The organism is Nitrospira sp., assembly GCA_029194675.1.
Classification (GTDB): Bacteria; Nitrospirota; Nitrospiria; order Nitrospirales; family Nitrospiraceae; genus Nitrospira_D.
The window spans coordinates 1,656,137-1,673,527 of the sequence record JARFXP010000001.1; the positions used below are offsets into that span (position 1 = coordinate 1,656,137).

The 17,391-nt window shown below is 56.7% G+C and carries 18 protein-coding genes; 9 read left to right on the forward strand and 9 right to left on the reverse strand.

Annotation, left to right across the window (positions count from 1 at the left end; genetic code table 11):
• Window positions 1-83: 83 nt before the first annotated feature.
• The 4 genes from P0120_08075 to P0120_08090 all read right to left on the reverse strand — a co-directional run bounded on the left by P0120_08075 (window position 84) and on the right by P0120_08090 (window position 3,236).
• Window positions 84-1,460: a hypothetical protein gene (locus P0120_08075; protein ID MDF0674285.1), complete on the reverse strand. Its 1,377-nt coding sequence runs from the start codon at window positions 1,458-1,460 to the stop codon at window positions 84-86.
• Window positions 1,444-1,668: a DUF2934 domain-containing protein gene (locus tag P0120_08080; GenBank protein MDF0674286.1), complete on the reverse strand. Its 225-nt coding sequence runs from the start codon at window positions 1,666-1,668 to the stop codon at window positions 1,444-1,446. The genes P0120_08075 and P0120_08080 overlap by 17 nt, the downstream gene beginning before the upstream one ends.
• 14 nt (window positions 1,669-1,682) lie before the next feature.
• Window positions 1,683-2,654: a universal stress protein gene (locus tag P0120_08085; GenBank protein ID MDF0674287.1), complete on the reverse strand. Its 972-nt coding sequence runs from the start codon at window positions 2,652-2,654 to the stop codon at window positions 1,683-1,685.
• A 78-nt stretch (window positions 2,655-2,732) separates the two neighbouring features.
• Window positions 2,733-3,236 carry a universal stress protein gene (locus tag P0120_08090; protein MDF0674288.1) on the reverse strand — a complete coding sequence of 168 codons (504 nt, stop codon included), beginning with the start codon at window positions 3,234-3,236 and terminating at the stop codon, window positions 2,733-2,735.
• A 424-nt stretch (window positions 3,237-3,660) separates the two neighbouring features.
• Here P0120_08090 and P0120_08095 point away from each other — a divergent pair, with 424 nt between their 5' ends.
• From P0120_08095 to P0120_08120, 6 genes are all read left to right on the forward strand, one after another.
• Entirely contained in the window at window positions 3,661-4,527 is an 867-nt protein-coding gene (locus P0120_08095) for a universal stress protein (protein MDF0674289.1), read from the forward strand.
• Between the two features lie 188 nt (window positions 4,528-4,715).
• Entirely contained in the window at window positions 4,716-5,108 is a 393-nt protein-coding gene (locus tag P0120_08100; protein ID MDF0674290.1) for a cytochrome c, read from the forward strand.
• A 57-nt stretch (window positions 5,109-5,165) separates the two neighbouring features.
• Window positions 5,166-5,747: an isochorismatase family protein gene (locus P0120_08105; protein ID MDF0674291.1), complete on the forward strand. Its 582-nt coding sequence runs from the start codon at window positions 5,166-5,168 to the stop codon at window positions 5,745-5,747.
• On the forward strand, window positions 5,744-7,078 hold the full coding sequence (locus tag P0120_08110; GenBank protein MDF0674292.1) for a nicotinate phosphoribosyltransferase: 1,335 nt from the start codon (window positions 5,744-5,746) through the stop codon (window positions 7,076-7,078). The genes P0120_08105 and P0120_08110 overlap by 4 nt, the downstream gene beginning before the upstream one ends.
• A gap of 17 nt (window positions 7,079-7,095) precedes the next feature.
• Window positions 7,096-8,541: a pentapeptide repeat-containing protein gene (locus P0120_08115; GenBank protein ID MDF0674293.1), complete on the forward strand. Its 1,446-nt coding sequence runs from the start codon at window positions 7,096-7,098 to the stop codon at window positions 8,539-8,541.
• The gene (locus P0120_08120; GenBank protein ID MDF0674294.1) at window positions 8,538-9,188 is read left to right on the forward strand and encodes a dienelactone hydrolase family protein; all 651 of its coding nucleotides are present in this window, start codon (window positions 8,538-8,540) and stop codon (window positions 9,186-9,188) included. Before P0120_08115 ends, P0120_08120 begins: the two co-directional genes overlap by 4 nt.
• 46 nt (window positions 9,189-9,234) lie before the next feature.
• On the opposite strand, the gene P0120_08125 is transcribed toward P0120_08120, so the two are convergent.
• The 5 genes from P0120_08125 to P0120_08145 all read right to left on the reverse strand — a co-directional run bounded on the left by P0120_08125 (window position 9,235) and on the right by P0120_08145 (window position 13,107).
• Window positions 9,235-9,354 (reverse strand): hypothetical protein, encoded by a 120-nt coding sequence (locus P0120_08125; protein ID MDF0674295.1) that lies wholly within the window; start codon window positions 9,352-9,354, stop codon window positions 9,235-9,237.
• Window positions 9,351-9,626 (reverse strand): hypothetical protein, encoded by a 276-nt coding sequence (locus tag P0120_08130; protein MDF0674296.1) that lies wholly within the window; start codon window positions 9,624-9,626, stop codon window positions 9,351-9,353. Before P0120_08130 ends, P0120_08125 begins: the two co-directional genes overlap by 4 nt.
• 129 nt (window positions 9,627-9,755) lie before the next feature.
• Window positions 9,756-10,283: an adenylyl-sulfate kinase gene (cysC, locus tag P0120_08135; protein ID MDF0674297.1), complete on the reverse strand. Its 528-nt coding sequence runs from the start codon at window positions 10,281-10,283 to the stop codon at window positions 9,756-9,758.
• Window positions 10,283-11,368, reverse strand: coding sequence for a phosphotransferase (locus P0120_08140; GenBank protein ID MDF0674298.1), 1,086 nt, complete (start codon window positions 11,366-11,368; stop codon window positions 10,283-10,285). Before P0120_08140 ends, cysC begins: the two co-directional genes overlap by 1 nt.
• A gap of 428 nt (window positions 11,369-11,796) precedes the next feature.
• Window positions 11,797-13,107: an NAD(P)/FAD-dependent oxidoreductase gene (locus tag P0120_08145; GenBank protein MDF0674299.1), complete on the reverse strand. Its 1,311-nt coding sequence runs from the start codon at window positions 13,105-13,107 to the stop codon at window positions 11,797-11,799.
• A 708-nt stretch (window positions 13,108-13,815) separates the two neighbouring features.
• On the opposite strand from P0120_08145, the gene P0120_08150 reads away from it, so the two are divergent.
• The 3 genes from P0120_08150 (at window position 13,816) to P0120_08160 (ending at window position 17,172) form a co-directional block, all read left to right on the forward strand.
• Window positions 13,816-14,028, forward strand: a complete 213-nt coding sequence (locus P0120_08150) for a hypothetical protein (GenBank protein MDF0674300.1) — start codon at window positions 13,816-13,818, stop codon at window positions 14,026-14,028.
• Window positions 14,029-14,076: 48 nt separating this feature from the next.
• The gene (locus P0120_08155; GenBank protein MDF0674301.1) at window positions 14,077-15,501 is read left to right on the forward strand and encodes a hypothetical protein; all 1,425 of its coding nucleotides are present in this window, start codon (window positions 14,077-14,079) and stop codon (window positions 15,499-15,501) included.
• Window positions 15,502-15,648: 147 nt separating this feature from the next.
• The gene (locus P0120_08160; GenBank protein MDF0674302.1) at window positions 15,649-17,172 is read left to right on the forward strand and encodes a sigma 54-interacting transcriptional regulator; all 1,524 of its coding nucleotides are present in this window, start codon (window positions 15,649-15,651) and stop codon (window positions 17,170-17,172) included.
• The last annotated feature ends 219 nt before the right edge of the window (window positions 17,173-17,391 follow it).

Here is a 17,391-nt window from a genome sequence, read left to right on the forward strand (position 1 = left end):
TCCCATCGGCCATCCACCTTCTTCATCAGTTGCGGCATGGTTGTATACTGGATCTTGTCGGGAGGCAAGCGATGCAGCTCGGATTACTCCGGCAGTTCTTCCAAGCCGACATGGGTGCGAAGACGGTTATAGCCGAAGGCCGGTTTCCCAAACCGCTGACAGCCTAGGTCATGACGCTCCATGTCGTCGATCAGATCACCGACCCTGCCCCGTAACGTCGCAGTTGCCGCCGCATGCCGAGGTGTCTGGCCGTTGAGCGCGAGATGCGGCTGATCCGACCACTCCAAGTACGCTTTCTCCAGGAACTGATTGAGCAACCTATGGTCTTCTTCGCCTGTCACGACCAACGTCGGAGGTTCATCGGACATGAGCTCATCCACCGATAGTTGCCGAACAGGCGGCACCAACGTCTCGCCTCGGAAATGCAATGAAAATCCGAACGAGGCCGCGAGCCGATGTTTGATGTCGTCCAGCCGCTGCGGGCTGTCGCATTCCACGATGAGTTGAAAGGCGGTGAGCGTGAGTCGGGCAACGAGCCTTCCCTCTTCCTGTTGTACCCATTGTCGGGCCGACGGCCGATCTCCCGCAGCGCTCTGAGCTGCCTCAGAAGCCGGCCTTTCTACATGAAATTCGTTCATTTCAGACAGAATGTCGGTGAAGAATCGATGTTCATGGTGGTCGTACAGAGCGACCGCATACAGATAAGGTTGGCCGTCGAGATTGCGATATCCGATATGGACGACGGCATCCACCAAGGCGGCCATGCGTCGTTGCGCGAATGCCCAGAGAATCATGTAGCCGAATCGCTTGGCAAACTCCTTCCATTCTCCCAGCGCAAAGGATCCGGTGGTCATCTCCATCTCTCGACGCCATTCCGACGTGATGTCGAGCAAGGCCTCCGCTTCGGCTCGTGAAACGGCAACTCCACAACCGGCCCATACGGCCCTGTCTGACTCCTGGGTGTTTGGATCAAGGATGACTCTGGTAAGCAACGGACGGTCCGCCGCAAGATCCTTGACGAATTCGCCGCCGGGTAGGATCAGCCTCGTCCCATCGGCAAGTGATTGCAGCACGAGATCTTGGCCAGGTTTTGGCGGCGAGATCGGTTTCAGGACATCGAGATAAGAATGCTTCAGGGGATCGAGCCACTGCCGCTCCTCTTCGGGAATGTGCTCGGTGATCACGTCCCGCAGCTGTTCGATGAGCGTCAGCTGTCCATCTTCAGGGTAGTAGTCGCAGAACAGGTAGAGACTTGCCAGTTCTATTTCCTGCTCAAGCGGTGCAACAAGCCGTCCTGCGTTTTCTTCCAAGTACGGCTTGAGCGCTCGTGCCTGTGCCAGTTCACGTTGCAGCCAGAATTCCGGCCGGCGCGAAAGGTTTTCCAGGCGCGAGAGCACTCCATCCAAAGACAGAGGCCGCGGAGTCCAGAATCCTATCGCTTGTTCACCCACGTGCTTCATGGATTTCTTCCATGACGATCTCCTCCGCATCGAGCCAATCTCGAAGCGCGCTGCTTTCTTGACGCCCACGCTGTTCCCAGAGGTCGTACGCTTTCCGCGAGATCCGTTCCGACATTCCACCCGGCAATTCGATGGATGTCTCGCCTTTGCTCGGTTCAGAGGAGGACCCGGCTTTCCCTTTGCTGGTTTTCTTCGCGGTCCCTCGCATGATCTGCTCCTCAGCTAATGACTTGCTGGAACAAATTGACTTGAAAGCACACGACGATGGCCTGGGCGGAACTTCAGACTGCGGACCGTCAGAACAGGGCATGATGATCTGCGCAGGACGGATTCCGCGACACTGCCGAATAATGTATGCGACAAGCCGCGGCGACCATGAGTCCCCATGATAATCAAATCAACCAACTGAGATCGAGCCGCATCGAGGATAGAATCGGCCGCCAGCCCGCCGGAAATGACGAAATCCGACCGGACGCCGACCGAGGTGAGTGCCGATGCAAGCTTGGACAGCCGCTTGGTCAGTTCTGTCCGAACCTGTTCCCGCTTCGTCACCCGAGGGAGCGTGAAATCTAATCCGTACGACACCGGCTCCAGTACATGAACCAGTGTGAGGGAAGCCTGTGATCGTTGGGCAGCCAATGCCCCATACTCCAGTGCGTCGAGTGAACAATCTGAAAAATCGACCGGCACGAGCATTCGCTTCGGTGGGCTGTTCGGCATTTCGGTGTTCGAACTTCCATCCGCCCGTTGTTTTACCATGGAAACAGTCAAAACGGGACAGGGCGCCATCCGAACGATTCGCTCGGCCGTACTTCCCAGCAGGATGTGTTCGAGACCGGTCTTCCCTCTCGTTCCGACCACAATCAATTCGGCCTCTTGGGTTTGCGCGATGGCCGACACTTCCGCACTCGGGATTCCTGTTGCAACATACGATTGTACAGGAATCCCGAGCGCGACCACCCGCGCCTTGAGATCCGTTAATTTCGTCGTGGCGTCTTTCATCAATTCATCCAGGTACAGTCGATTCACGGTGTAGTCCGGGTCCATCCCAGGAGGAAATTCCAGGACGCTCATCACAGTCAAAGAGGCTCCCCATGTCTGAGCCAGCCCACAAGCATAGGCTTCCGCTGCCGCCGATCCATGCGATCCGTCGGTCGCAAGGAGAATTCTCGGTCCTCCTGCAGGCACACTCACACTGCCTCCGCACTCCGCCGCCACTGCACCCGAGTTCCTCCAATCGTCATGGTCTCCTCCATCTGTGCGTTCTGTTCGTTAGCCGGTCGATGTGTGTTGTGGGGCGGATGTGGCAAGCGGTACGGTCAGTACGGGGCAGCCCGCCGTGCGAACGACTTTCTCCGCCGTACTGCCGAAGAAAATCTTGTCCACACTGCCGGACCGGCCGCCGTAGCTCCCCATCACCACGAGATCAATATTCCCCGTGCGCGCAACTTTGGCGATCTCAACGAACGGCGCCCCCTCCACGATCTGGCGTGTGATCTTCACATCGGCGGCTGCTTTCGACTCCAACAATTGCCTTACTTTTAGACGGGCATGATGGCGCAAGCGGCGCCGCTGTGGCGCGGCATCGGAGGGAACGGCCAGCAAACCCAACCGATTGAACGCGGCAAGGGCGCTGGTGTCGATCACGTGCAGAACGAGCAGCGTCGCTCCACTCAGCCGGGCGACCTGACAGGCAACCCGGAATGCCTCATCCGAGCAGGGAGAGAAATCCACTGGAACCAGGATGGCCTTGAAGAGATCAGCATCCCGTTCCATGAGCGATCCTCCTGACCAGAATTTGAGCAAGGGCAATGCCACGCACGATGAGCTTTCTGCGATAGATACGCGTTTGAAGGAATCACGGATTTGCAGTTGTTCCTTTCGTATTCGGCCACTGACCATGGAGTCGTCTCCGTATGCAGGGGCTCTCTGCTACAGCAGTCACTCACTCCCTGTAGCAGAAGGCACCATACCAGGTGAGAGGTAAAACGTGAACTGTAAGGCGTAAAACGGTTCGCCTCGCAACTGCTTCCAATTCCTTTCACATCTCACGTTTCACCTCTCACCCCGGGGCGGCATTGGACTTGCTGGGCATTCTCTCTAGGAAAGGTGAAATCGTATGACTGGCGCCTGCCATGGTGGATGGTCGACAGCTTCATTGCCTGAATGACTCATAGACCCACAGTTTGAGGGTGACGCCATGAAAATTTTGCTCACTGTCGACGGTTCTGATCATTCATATGAGGCGGTCCGGTCCCTTAAGTACCTGTCTCGCGCCGAGGAACTGCACATCGTGCATGTGCTCGATATCCATAGCCCGGCTTATCCCATGATGATGCCGGAAGTGGCGCAGGAACTGTACGAGACGGTTGAGCGAACCATGCGCGACGATGGGACTCGCTTATTGGATCGCATTGTGTCGTTGCTCCCATTGGATGTCGGACCGGTCACAAAGCATTTGGTCGTCGGATCTCCAGCGGATCAGATCGTGGCCTTGGCAGAACAACTCAAGGTCGGGCTGATTCTCTTGGGTACCCGAGGGCTTGGACCGATCAAGGAACGGCTCATCGGAAGCGTCTCCCATCGAGTGCTGACCTTCGGGCCTGGTGTGAAACTGATTCTTCCCGGTCCCTTGAAAACGCTTCATGACATATTGCTTCCCTTACAAGGAACCTATGATGCAGACCAGGCCCTTGCCTTCCTTCAACAGAAACCCTTTCGTGATCCCCCCACGATTACTCTGTTCACCGTCATCCCCCACACCAGACCTCCCTGGCCGGTGGACGCGGTGTCAGTCGAGCAGATGGAAACCCACGCCCTCGGCAAGGCGAAGGACTTCCTCGAGGAAATAGCCGCCAAGCTCAAACCATCATATGGCTACCAAACCCGCATCGCGACCATGTTGGGCACTCCGGTTGATGGAATTCTTCAGGAAGCCAAGGTCCTGAATCCAGACCTTATTCTCATGGGATCCCGGGGGCGCCACGGCCTCACCCGCATGGTACTCGGCAGTGTTTCACACGCTCTGTTGCACCAGGGAACCTATCCCCTCATGATTTTTGGCTGATTATCGAAAGGGGTGTACCATGCCGATGTACGACTATAAGTGTCTTGATTGCGGAAAAGAATCGTTGATTGTGGTGACCTTGAAGGAGCATGAAGCTGGGATGGTGATATGCCCCGCGTGCGGCAGCAAAAGACTGCAGCAACTCTTCAGCCCGTTTATCGCTCACACCACAAAGAAGAGTTAGCACCATGCTTGCAGCCACGTGGCAGTCCATACCATTTCGGCTCCTTGCAGCCGGGCTCTTCGGGATTTTGATTGCAAGCGGGCCGTGGAGATTTTCACTCTACGCCCAGGACTATCCTCCTGACCGTGCACGCGGGAAAGACGTGTACGAGCGGCATTGTCAAAGCTGCCATGGACCAAGCGGGCGAGGCGATGGACCTGCCGCCGCTTCGTTGAACGTCTCCCCGACCAATTTTCAGCGGTTCCAATCGTTCCTGAAATCCGATGAGGAGTTACTGCGGACCATCGAGCACGGCGTCGTCTTCAGTCCGATGCATTCATGGCGCGGCCAGCTCACCGACGGAGAAATGCAAGACGTCGTGACGTATATTCGCTTATTGTCGCAACAGACACGATGACGGAGCCATGCCTTCAGTCTATAGAACGTCGGATTGCCCGACTTCGTGATGACCCCCATGATTGCGCTCACACCCTATGATGCGTTGCTCCTCGCCGATATCCAGAATGATTTTCTACCGGGAGGGAGGCTGGGGATCAGCGAGGGCGATACCATCATTCCGATTCTATTGAACTATGTTCGCCTCTTTCAGGCCCACAGCCTGCCGATTTTTCTGACGCGTGATTGGCACCCGCCCAACCATTGCTCGTTCAAGCCCCAAGGAGGTCCGTGGCCTGTGCATTGTGTCGCCGGGTCACCCGGGTCTCTGCCTCCGTCGTCGTTTTCGACTCCCTCATCCGCCGTCATCATTTACAAGGCCGTCGACCGAGAACAAGAAGCCTATTCAGCTTTCCACCACACCGCTCTGGATCGTCATCTACAGGGCTTGACTGTGCATCGTCTCTTCATCGGAGGATTGGCGACCGAATATTGTGTACTGTATTCGGTCAAGGACGCTAGGATGCGAGGCTATGACGTCTGTTTGTTGGTAGACGGCATCAAGGCGGTCAATCTTCAGCCCGACGATGGTCGCCGTGCCGAAGAGGAAATGAGCCGCCTGGGAGCCGCCCCTGTTCGATGGGAGATGCTGGGAACATGAATCCTTCGGCCAGCTCCCTGCTGACGGATCTGTATGAGCTCACGATGGCCCAGACCTACCTGGAACAAGGGATGGATGAACCGGCCGTGTTCGAATTTTTTGTCCGCAAGCTGCCCGCCTCTCGGAACTTCTTAGTCGCAGCCGGCCTCGAACAGGTGCTGGACTATCTCTTTGAGTTGCGCTTTTCTCGGGAAGAAATGGCCTGGCTGGATCAATCGGGGCAGTTCAGTTCGCAGCTCCTTTACTATTTGGAAACGCTGCGGTTCACCGGGGATGTGGAGGCAATGCCCGAAGGAACGATTTTCTTTCCTCACGAACCGATCCTCCGAATCGTGGCATCGCTTCCTCAAGCCCAGCTCGTGGAAAGCCGCGTGATGAACCTCTTGAACTTTCAGACCATGGTGGCCTCCAAAGCAGCGCGTTCGGTGCTGGTGGCGGCGCGAAAGCCGCTCATCGATTTTGGGCTTCGCCGTGCGCACGGTGCCGAAGCCGGTCTCCTTGCTGCGCGAGCGAGCTATCTGGCCGGCTTCGCAGGAACCGCAACTGTGCTGGCCGGCATGGCTTATGGAATTCCTCTGTACGGCACGATGGCCCACGCCTTCGTGCAAGCCCACGAAGATGAAATCGTTGCCTTTGAACATTTCGCCGAGGCCCAACCGGAGAACGTCGTCCTCTTGATCGACACCTACGACACGGAAGCGGCCGCCGCCAAAGTCGTCTCGTTGGCCGGGAAACTGAAAGCCAACGGCATCACTGTCAAGGGAGTACGGTTAGACAGCGGAGATCTCGCTGACCATGCTCGAAAGGTTCGACACATTCTCGATGAAGGAGGTTTGCCTCGCGCACAGATTCTTGCCAGCGGCAACCTTGACGAATATCGTGTGAAAGCCCTGGTCGAGAGCGGCACCCCGATCGCCAGTTTCGCAGTCGGCACCGCCATAACGACATCATCCGACGCACCTTCGTTGGACAGCGCCTATAAACTCCAAGAGTATGCCGGCAGGCCCTGCCGCAAGCGATCGGAAGGCAAGGCCACTTGGCCCGGCCGCAAACAAGTCTATCGGTACCTTGCGGACGACGGGCGTTTGGACCACGATATCGTCACGACGCACGACGATCAATTGCCTGGGGAACCGCTGCTCCAACTTGTCATGAAGAATGGCCGCCGCCTTGCTCACCCGCCCGGCTTGGCCGAGCTGCGGCGCCATGCGGCTGCGCGGTTGGAACAACTTCCCGAACCACTGCGAGCGCTTGAGACGGTGCCGGCCTATGACGTTCGGATTTCTCCGGCTTTACAAAGCCTAGCCCAGACAGTCGACCGAGGACTCTAATTCCTAGGGGACATAAGATGAAGCTCTTCTCCATACCGACCACCTTTGTCGGAATCATCATCCTCATCGGACTCGACGCTACATGGGCCGGGGCGGCCGGCACATCAGCTTCCCAAGCGACGTCGCCCGAGTTTTCTATGTGCAAGAGCCCTTATAAGAAAAAGCCTGTCCCGGCCAAAACACTGGAGGCTCTCGTGCGGTCGCATGAACGATGGGTGGAGTATCGAGGCAACCCGGATGCCAAGCGCGCTGAGCTCTGTCAAGCAGATCTGAGTCGGGCAGCACTCGCGGGAGCGAATCTCGAACGGGCCGATCTGGAAGGCACAGTCCTACGTCAGGCGAAGTTGACCCAGGTCAATCTGGTTCAAGCCAGCCTCGTTGGAGCTGACCTTACCAAATCCGTCCTCATAGACTCTAATCTCTCCGGAGCAGATCTGCGCCATGCCCGGCTCACCGGCGCGAATCTTTCCCGCGCGGTCGGTGATGAAGCCGCTCTCTTCGGCGCCGTCCTGATCGACGCCAAGTTGAATGGCGCCTCCTTTGAGCGGGCACAGTTGCAAGGCGCCGATCTCACCTCTGCCGATTTGACCGACAGCAACTTCGTCGAGGCGCATTTTTACGGGGCTACCCTGAAAGGTGCGGTCCTGATAAATGCTGACCTAACAAGCGCCGACCTGCGTCGCACCATCCTGACCAACGCGAATTTCTCTCGTGCCAACCTTCAGGGCACACTACTGGACCGCGCGCACCTGGAGGCCGCCCGTCTGATTGAAGCCGACTTGGAAAGCGCCTATCTGGACGAAACGAATTTGCGCAATGCAAGTCTTAAGAAAGCGATTCTTCGCGGCGCTGATCTCCGGTATGCCGACTTAACCAGCGCAGATCTGCATGACGCCGACCTGGAAGGAGCCAACCTGGAAGAGGCCGCTCTAGGCACTGTGGATTTGCACTCGGCGAATCTCCGGATGGCTATTCTTTATCATGCCGTCCTCGATGAAGCCGATTTCCTGGACGCTAATCTCAACCGCGCGGTCCTCATCGGGGCCAAGGGATTGCACGCCACCTTCATGAACGCTGATCTGAGCGAAATGTACGCTCCGAAATCTTCTTTCACTCATGCACGATTCAACAGGGCCAATCTGGAATCGTCGAATTTCGTCGGTGCGGACCTTCGCGGGTCGAACTTCGGCCATGCCGACATGACCCATGCCAATCTTCAAGAGACCAATCTTCAAGAGACCAATCTTCAGCATGCCTCCCTAGCCGGAGCCGATTTGAGCGGTGCTCGGCTGGAGTCAGCGAACTTGCATCGCACGAACTTCAAGGGCGCCATGCTCTCGTCGGTCATCGGCCTCACGCAGACACAGCTCAATGCCGCCTGCGTCGATGACAAGACCACATTGCCGCCTGATCTCAGCCGTCCGGCTCCCTGCGGTGCTGTAAAGAAACGGACTAAGCCATGACCGCCCCGCCTGAACACAATGTAAAGATCACAAAAGGGAAACTTGCTCTGGAGGGAATAGTAGGGCTTCCTGCCGGTCCGCGCGGCGTGATTGTCTTTGCGCACGGAAGCGGCAGTGGGCGGTTGAGCCCTCGCAATAATTTCGTCGCGTGCCATTTACAGCAAGACGGACTGGCCACATTGCTTCTGGATCTCTTAACCGAAGAGGAAGCGGAGGATCGGCGCAAAGTGTTCGATATCGACCTGCTGGCGGATCGACTGCTGTTGGCGAAAGCCTGGCTGGAAGAGGAGCCACGGACCAGGAATTTGGGGATCGGGTATTTCGGTGCCAGCACCGGCGCGGGAGCAGCATTGCAAGCTGCGGCGCGAGAGCCGTCGAACATCAAGGCCGTCGTATCGCGAGGAGGGCGACCGGACCTGGCTGAACCCTATCTACCGTCGGTCATTGCCCCGACATTGTTGATCGTGGGAGGCCATGATGAACCGGTCATTGCGATGAACCAGACGGCGTACGATTTGCTGATCTGTGAAAAGAAATTGATCCTCGTTCCTGGCGCAACGCACCTCTTCGAAGAGACGGGAACCCTGGAGCAAGTGGCGGAACACGCAGGGAGATGGTTTCAGACATATTTGCAGCAAGTCAGGTGACGACGAGAGGAGCCAACGTGCTTTTGGCCAGGGATGGGGAGATCCGTCAGGCAGAGCCCCGTTCCCATTCTCTGGCGCGTGCGGCGAAGGCGTCTTTGTACTTCGGCCAATCGTGCAACGTTGCAGGATCGAAGTCAGCGCCGTTCGGCCACACCAGCGTTTTCACCTCCGGATCCACAGCCACTTGATTGAACAACTCAAGATCAAATCGATGACCTTCTCCTTGTAGTCCGCGAAGCGGTAGGTGTCGAACTTCTCGCGGATGGTCGGTTCTTTGGGTTTCTTTTCTTTGTACTGATCAAGAATCCGTTCGAGCGCAGAACGATTGCCGAGGGTATAGGTCCAGGCCTCTCGCGGAAAGCCGGAGAGCGTGGTTTCACTGTCGAGCACGATAGAACTGCCTTCTTTGTCCACCGTGAGCAGGGCCTTCGGGGCCACACCTACTCTATGCAGGATCTTTCGGCTAGCTGGTGCGTACAGGCTACTGTGAGCAACTGGGTGTGTCAACGCAGGGTTGGCTCGGGAAAGATAAGATTTGGGGCGAACCGGACCTGCCCCAAGGAGTAGTTAAGCAAATCGCTCGTTGACCAGCTTCATAATCATCTCCGCTGCTTCATTGACCTTCACCTTCGTCGTATCGATCCTGACCTCCGGATTAAGCGGCGCTTCGTAGGGATCTTGTAATCCTGGGACGGTCGATGATTCACCACGCTGGCCTCGTCGGTACGTCCCTTTGTAGTCGCGCTGCATGGCCACGTCCAATGGACAGTCCACTGCCACTTCGATGAACTTGGGAATGAGGCTTCGTGCAAAGTCTCGATGGGTTCGCTTATTGGCCGTCGCATCGAAGATGACCGTCACGCCATGAGCCACTAACCTTGCCCCCATGAACGCCAGAGCGCGGTAAAAAAGCTCCCGCTCCGCCTGTGAATAGGTCGGGGTTGGCGTGAGGACTTGCCGGACCGCATCGGACTCCAGTACCTCGACCACACAGCCTATTCCTTCGAGTTGCGGTTTCAAAGCGGCAACGATGGTGCTCTTCCCCGAAGCGGGCAGGCCGGTGAGCCAGATGGCAATGGAGCTGTGGTCACTCATCACTGACAATACTCATTCACTCGTTCCGGCTCAAAGCGCGGCACATCGAGGACATTCTCGATAAAATGAAACAGGCTCCGTCGGATGCCGGTCGACAAATTGGGGTACCACAGTGGGCTGGCCACGACCAGGCCGCGAAAAGCAAAGAACGGCGCTGCCGTTTCGGTCACCTCTTTGTCGCCGCTGGCCTCCACATATGTATCCCAGAACAGCCGGAACAAGACTTCGAACGGCCCCCGGAGCTTGCCCCATCGAATGAGCGAGTTGAGCAGATAGTTGATCGTCATCGCAGTGATATCATCGGCCGGCTCGCCCCATTCTCCTCGTGAGCGATCCAATACCGCAAAATCCGTCCCAGTACGAAACAGCACATTGTACGGATGGAAATCCCCGTGTACCTGGGAAAGTCGATTGGCTCTGTCTCGGAGCCGCCATCGCCATCGATTGCACGCTTCCTCCACCGTTCGCAACAAATCGCCGGTGATAAAACCACAGCGCGCTGGATAGCTGTCGGTCAATCCCATGATGCATTCGCCATGGCCGATTAATTCACGCAGCCGCCGCTTGTACAGATCTGCATCACGCCGTTTCTTCGCATGGATCTGGGCCAAGTAGCGCGCCAATGCGACGGTGCGTTGTCGATCCAACTTACGCAGCGTACCGCCTTTCATCAGCCGCTCAAGATCCCCATGATAGCTCGCGCCGTCGGTCCATTCATTCAACACGAAGAATTCGCGAGCTTCCGCGAGAGAAAAGAGCGTCTGCTTGGTATCGAATGCACCTACATCAAGCGCCTTCACATGGCGGGGAAGACGCCCGTACGAATCATAGTCCCACAACATCGCTTGGGCCCGATCCGCCATATGTTCATGACCAAACGGGCCTGGCTTCATGGTCGCCAGCACAGCGGACTGAAGTCGACGCCCGATCTGAAACGTCAATTTGACAGGCGTGCCGTACCCATAGCGCTTCTGCTCTCCCTTGGAACTCTCTTTGCCGATGACTTCATAGGAACGTAGCTCGACACGAGGACCAAAACGACTCCGTAGATACAGCTGCAGGGCTTGTTTACTTAACCTTGGCATACCGCAATAAGTCGCAAGTCATGTTCCACGTGATCGGAGCGGGCTGAGAAACCGACTCGTCATTAGTCAAACCTCATGCGTTTCAATTCAACACTGAAGAGTGGCGATCCAACATTGCCTTCCGCACTTTCATCCACACTCGTTCAATAACTGATGCATAGCCATCCACTTGCTAAACCTTACCGAGGAGAAAATCAATACACCCATCACACCGTGTCCGTAAACGTGATCGAAGAGGCCGTCGAACAGCAGAAGGGTATCGCAGCTGGCGAGTGAGGGTCGATGAAGCCTATCCGACCGACAGCTTCGTCGCACCGCTCAGCGACTTGAGGAGATGGCGCAGGCTGTAATACATGGAATGAAGGAGAAAAGGAACCGATCAGGCAGATCTGTCTGGATGGCGGTTGCTGATGCGAGGCGTGACAGATTCAGGCAGGGTTCTGCCGGTTGGCTGCCGCATGCGGGATCCGGGAGCGCTTCGTTCGAAAGTGGACCAGGTCCTTCGAGAAGAGCACATCCAGCGTCCAGTCCAAGGCCACGAGCAGTTTCTTTTCAAAGCGAGGCAGTTTCAGCAAGTAGATCGTCCGCCACAACCACCAGGCGATGAAGCCGGAGAAATTCACCCCGAGAATGTTCGCGACGCCGGTCCGTTTCCCAATGGGAGCCAGCAGCCCGAGCGTCGAGTAGACGAAGGGCTTCATGCGCTCCCCTCGCAGGGTCGCCAGGATATTCCGCGCCGCCACTCTCCCTTCACGCAGCGCATGTTGCGCGGTCGGAGGATGGAAGGCTCCGGTTTTACGATCCGGCACGAGCGCGCAGTCGCCGAAGGCCCAGAGGCCCGGCCACCCCGGCACTTCCAGGTACTCGTTGACGAGGACCCGGCCCTTCGTTTTCGGGCAGGGCAGGGTCTCCAAGAGGGCATGCGGGCTGATGCCGGCGGTCCAGACCAGCGTATTGGTCGACACTGTCGTCCCATCGCTGAGGGTGACATCGAGGTCCGTCACGGCGGTGACTTTACAACTTGAATGGATTTCCACCTTTTGCTCGATGAGTTTGCGCTGGGCGTAGGTGCCGAGCTCCTCCCCCAGTTCCGGCAAGATGAATTTCCCCGCACTGACCAGGATGATCCGCAGCATGTCCGCCCGCAGATGCGGGAAGAACTGCACTGCCTCCCGCAGAAAGTCATTCATGGCCGCGATGGTCTCGACCCCGGCGAACCCGCCGCCGGCCACGACGAAATTCAGTAAGGGCGCCCGGAGCGACGCTCCGCACTCATAGTCCGCCTCTTCCAGATTCGCGATGAGGTGGTTGCGCAGCACAATCGCATCATCCAACGATTTCATGGTCAGCGCCCGGTCGGCCAAGCCGGGGATGTGGAAGAAGTTCGTGGTGGACCCGAGGGCCAGCACCAGGTGGTCGTAGGGCAGCGAGTGGCAATGGGCCTCGTGCCCATGCGAGAGGCCGACGCGCTTGTGCACGAGATCAATGGCTTCGATCTCGCCGTGAAAGAACGTCACGCGCCGCAGCAGCTTCCGGATCGGGCTGACGATATTGGTGATATCCAGGTCGCTCGCCGCGACTTCGTGCAGCATCGGGGTGAAGAGGAAAAAGTTGTCCTGGTTGACGAGGGTGACGTCCAAGTCGGCTCCGCGTGTCAGGGCTCGTTCGAACTCCAGCGCGGCATACATCCCGCCGAACCCCCCACCCAGAATCACTACGCGCGGTTTTCCGTTCACCATGAGTCCTCAGCGAACGTGGACAGGGTTTGGGGCGTACGACGCGAGGAGCGCGTTCGGTAGGAGCCAGGCCATCGCTTGGCCTGTGTCCTCTGCTGAGAATGTCGCGGGAGTCGTCGTTCGCCCGCCAGAAAGGATCGTTCGCGATCCGCTCTCGGACCTTTCGTCTCGACCAGCTCGTGCCTGGTAGCGGAGATCTCTCTCATTCGTATGAGGGGCTGCATGAAGACCTTGTGACGTTGTTCTTCTTAGACGCTGCAAGATCAAGGCCGGGGAGTTACAAAATTCTATCACGCATGGTGCCGACTGATAGGGCTGAAACAGTTAGCCATCAGACATCCAATTCAGTCAAGCTGAAGGAGGGGCGATGTGGGCGGTATCGGCAGTGCCTCCCTTCCTGACCCGGCCTTAGCCGAGTGGGTGTGGTCGCGCGAAATGTTGCCACAGGCTTTTTCATGTTCCCACACCTTCTGTTTATACCTCGGTTTCTTAAAGAGCGATTGCGCACGCTGCGCCGCTGGAAATTCCGCTCAGTTCAAAATCAAGACGAAATTACCTCAGACTTCATTAGGTATCCATATCATATCATAACCACTCGTTATGCTTGTATTTTATGAATCAGGGGCGTTTGGTATACCCCGACAAGGGAAAAACTCATGTTTGGCACTTAATGTGCTTGTGCCGACCTGAGACGAGGAAGCGAGATGGCTCATGGGTGAGACAGATATCGTTGATCGTGTCCGGTCCGTGCTGGAGGAATGCGGCACAGCCTGTTCGCTGGACGACGTCACGCAACTGTGTTCCGACTTGACCTGGAATCAAGTGTTCTTAGCCATCGACTTTTTAAGTCGGACTGGCCAAGCCGATGTCATCTTGGATTCTAGACAGGTCCATTGGGTGCAAACCCGTCGCACAGCCGCATGAGCGCATGCCGATTGCCTCAACCGCTTACAATGCGAGACTGGAGAGACTATGGTGAAATCCAGTCTCTGGTTGGCAGCTGCGCTTCTGCTGAGCCTTACATCGGTCGTGGCTGCGGAATCCGACGCACCCACCGTTTTTCCAAACCTCTTCCCCTTTCCCAATGCCACAGGCATTCTGAAAACCTTCAATTTGTCCGGGAAGCTCGATCTGACCGGCCCTTTCTTTCAGAGTCTGGGAACCAACGGTCGCAGCTGCGCCAGCTGTCATCAGCCCGGCGATGCCTGGTCCATCTCGGCGGCGCACGTCGAGGATCGGTTTGAGCGGTCGCACGGCCTCGATCCGATCTTTCGGACCAATGACGGCTCCAATTGTGATCACAACATTGATACCGCCACGGTGGAAGCGCGTCGCCAAGCCTACAGCCTCCTGCGCACCCGCGGATTGATCCGTATTGCACTTGCAGTCCCGGCAGAGGCCGAGTTTGATGTCGTGAGCGTCAGGAACCCCTACGGCTGCAGCGAGACGAGCACACTCTCCATGTACCGACGTCCTCTGCCCTCCACCAACCTCCGGTTTCTCAGCACCGTGATGTGGGATGGGCGCGAATCTTCACCACAGACCGGCACGAAACCGATCACGTTCGCCACGAATCCCGCCGATCTGCTCTCCGACCTAGCCCACCAGGCAATGGCTGCCGCCCTCGGCCATGCACAAGCCACAACGGCGCCGACCCAAGAACAGCAAAAAGGGATCGTCGATTTTGAAATGGCGATCTCCACGGCTCAGGCGATCGATTTCGGTGCTGGGGCCCTCGATGTTCACGGCGCGAGCGGCGGTCCCATCATCCTCTCCGAGCAACCGTTTTTTATCGGCATCAACGACCCACTGGGGCTCAATCCCTTCAAGACACCTTTCACACCGGTGGTCTTCACCCTCTTCACCAATCACTGGGCTCATGTTTCCGCTCATGAGGAGCAGAGGCATCATCAGGATCGTCGGGCAAGCATCCTCCGAGGACAAACCCTCTTCAATTCACACCCCATCAACATTGTGGCGGTGGGCGGTCTCAACGATGCGACTGGTCTCCAGATTATCAATGGCACCTGCGGCACCTGTCATAATTCGTTCAATGTGGGTGACCACTCCATGGGCGCTCCGCTGAATATTGGAATTGCCGATGTAACGAACCCCTTGGGGGTAGGTTACCTCCCTGTCATCACTCTGCGTAACAAGGCAGATGGAGCGGAACTGTCCACAACAGATCCAGGCCGAGCGCTAATTACAGGAAAATGGGCCGACATTGGGAAGTTCAAAGGCCCGATTCTCCGAGGTCTGGCCGCCCGGGCGCCCTATTTTCACAACGGCTCGGCCGCAACCTTGAAGGAGGCAGTGGAGTTCTACAACATCCGCTTTGACATGGGTTTGACTCATCAAGAAATAGCCGACCTCGCCGCGTTTTTGAGTGTGCTGTAGGGACATGGACATCATCTGCTGAGGTGCCGGGCAAAGCCTTGCCCGCACCTCAGCTTCCGCGTATATCTCGTTCAAAATCCCACACGCAGGTACCTGGACATTACCGTTTCTTCTGTGATTGAATCAGGGCGCCAGGAGCCGGAATCATTGGATCAGATCGAACGAAACTATCGCGCACTCTTGTCCGTCGCCCTCGTGCTGAACTCGCAGCGCGACATGCGCAGCTTGTGGGAAGCGATTACAGTGGAGATCACCAAGGCCATCCCATGGGCCCGCGCCTCGATCACCCAATACGATCCTCAGACCGATGCATTCCGGTTTTATGTCCTCGCGACCACTGTCCCGCTGGTCGCGCTTAACCGCGATGCCATCGTCCCACGCCACGGAAGCGGGATGGGATGGGTATACGAACACAAAATCCTGCACATTCGCCCCGATCTCAAGAAAGAGCAAATCTTTCCTGAAGACAAGCTATACGCCCAAGAAGGCCTCGGACGGATGATTAATCTTCCACTGCTCGTGAAAGATCAATGCCTCGGTATTCTCAATATCGGCACTCGGGAATCGGGCGATCCCGATCCTGGAGATATCGAATTCCTCACACAAGTGGCGATGCAAATCGCCTATGCGATCGATCACGTCCAAGCCTACGAACAAATCGACCAGTTACGGAACCAATTGGCTAAAGAAAACGTGTACTTGAACGAGGAGCTGCGACTCACAAAAAATATCGACAGATTGGTAGGGGAAAGTACCGTCTTTCAGCATGTATTAACCCTCGCGCGACAAGTTGCCTCGACGCCGACGACCGTTCTCCTGACGGGTGAGACAGGGACCGGCAAGGAATTGATCGCTCAAACCATTCATGATTTGAGTCAGCGCCATCGGAAACCCATGGTGCGCGTGAATTGCGCCGCCTTTCCGGCTGGACTGGTTGAAAGTGAATTATTCGGCCACGAACGAGGCGCATTTACCGGAGCGGACCGCGCCCGTGAAGGACGATTCGAACTGGCCCATGAAGGAACATTGTTCTTGGATGAAGTCGGTGAAATGCCCTTGGAGACACAGGCGAAATTGCTGCGAGTCTTACAGGACGGGATGGTCGATCGTTTGGGTGGGAAACAGCCGATTCGAGTGGATGTTCGTCTCATCGCCGCCACGAACCGCGATCTTTCCGCCGCGGTCAAGCTCGGTACGTTTCGAGCGGATCTACTGTATCGCCTGAACGTGTTCCCGATCCGACTACCCACACTGAGCGAGCGTCCTGAAGATATTCCATTGTTAGCCCGGCACTTTCTTGAACTCTACGCAGCAAAACTCCGCCATTCCTGTACGGATATCGATCCTGATTCTTTAGAACGATTGGTGCGCTACTCGTGGCCGGGCAATGTCCGTGAATTGGCCAATGTGATTGAACGAGCCTTGATTCTTTCACGCGAGTCGATTTTGCGGATCGATGACCATCTCCTGGGATTGCATGATCGCTCGTTCACCAGCTTGCCGCCGTCCGACCTCAAAGATGTCGAACGTCGACACATTCTCCAAACCCTGGCTTTGACCGATTGGCGCATCGAAGGTCCTGACGGAGCAGCAGCACGTCTCGGCATCCCGCCCAGTACCTTGCGCAGCCGGATGAAACAACATGCGATAAAGCGACCGACCGCTAACTGAAGCACTCACCCTCCCGTCTCGTAGGAAGGCTCTCCATCCCCTTAGCATCATAGGCCTCGATCCGTCGTGAGTAGAGTCCGCGATGAACCGCGACGTATCGTGGGTTCTCAGTAATTTTCTTTTTCGGTTTAGGAAGATAATCCCTCGCAGCCCTGAAATTTCAATAGGTTGAGACTATATGGTTGAAGAGGCACATTCCTTGCTTATGCACAGCTTCTG